The organism is Burkholderia sp. E168m23, assembly GCF_016586125.1.
Lineage (GTDB): Bacteria > Pseudomonadota > Gammaproteobacteria > Burkholderiales > Burkholderiaceae > Burkholderia > Burkholderia orbicola.
In genome coordinates, this window is record NZ_BCPP01001379.1 from 1 (window position 1) to 1,296 (window position 1,296).

Sequence of the window (1,296 nt, forward strand, 5' to 3'; positions counted from 1 at the left end):
TATCGCGCTGGCTGCGCGGCGCGCCGAACGCCTGGTCCTTGCTCATCAGCTGATGGCCGATCTGGCCGCTCGCGGTGATCGTCGGATAGCGGTCGAACGTGGCCTGCGACAGCAGCGCATTCGACGCGTCGTAGCGCGATACGGCGACCTGCAAGTCCTGGTTCGCGGCGAGCGCCGCATCGATCAACCGTGTCAGCGTCGGATCGCCGAACCCGCGCCAGAAGGCGGCATCGGCGTCGGGCGACGTGTCGGTTCGTGTATCGGCCGGCGCCGCGTCACGCTGCGTGGCCGGACGAACATCGCGCGCGAACCGGGCGGCCGTGGCGGTATCGGGCCGTTTGAAATCGGGGCCCACCGCGCATGCGGCGAGCGTCACCGACATCGCGAGCGCGGAAAGACGGAAAGCGGCGCTCATCGGTTTTCTCCTTCGAGGGTGCCGTGCTGTTCGCTCCAGACGGCCGGCGTGCCGCCCGCAAGCTTGCGGATCGCCACATAGAACACGGGCGTCAGGAACAGCCCGAACAGCGTGACGCCCAGCATCCCCGCGAACACGGTGACGCCGGTGGCCGCCCGCACCTCGCTGCCCGCGCCGCTGCCGATCAGCAGCGGCACCGAGCCCGCGATGAACGCGACCGACGTCATCACGATCGGACGCAGCCGCAGCTTGCACGCTTCGAGCGCCGCTTCGACCACGCCCTTGCCCTGGATCTCGAGCTCCCGCGCGAATTCGACGATCAGGATCGCGTTCTTGCATGCGAGCCCCATCAGCACGACGAGACCGACCTGCACGAACACGTTGTTGTCGCCGCCGGACAGCCACACGCCGAACAGCGCCGCGCACATGCACACGGGCACGATCAGGATCACCGCGAGCGGCAGCGTCCAGCTCTCGTACAGCGACGCGAGCACCAGGAACACCAGCATCACCGCGAGCGGAAACACGACGATCGCCGCGTTGCTCTGCGTGACCTGCTGATAGCTGAGATCGGTCCATTCGAGCGTGATGCCCGGCGGCAGCACGTCCTTCGCGATCTGCTGCAGCTTCGCGATCGCCTGCGACGACGACATCGCCTTCGGATCGGCGTCGCCGATCAGGTCGGCGGCCGGATAGCCGTTGTAGCGCACGACCGGATCGGGGCCGTACGCGGGCCCGACCGTCACCATCGAGCCGATCGGCACCATCTCGCCCTTCGCGTTGCGCGTGCGCAGGTTCGCGATGTCGGCGGCCGTCTGCCGGTGGCCGGCATCCGCCTGCGCCATCACGCGATACACGCGGCCGAACACGTTGAAGTCGTT

Annotated in this window: 2 protein-coding genes; both read right to left on the reverse strand. The window is 68.2% G+C overall.

Annotated features, from left to right (window positions below; genetic code table 11):
* Positions 1-415 (reverse strand): TolC family protein (locus JMF90_RS37460; protein WP_201326378.1); only part of this gene is annotated, 415 nt, incomplete at its 3' end.
* Positions 412-1,296, reverse strand: an 885-nt coding sequence (locus tag JMF90_RS37465; RefSeq protein WP_201326379.1) for an efflux RND transporter permease subunit, incomplete at its 5' end; no start/stop codon positions are given. The genes JMF90_RS37460 and JMF90_RS37465, both read right to left, overlap by 4 nt.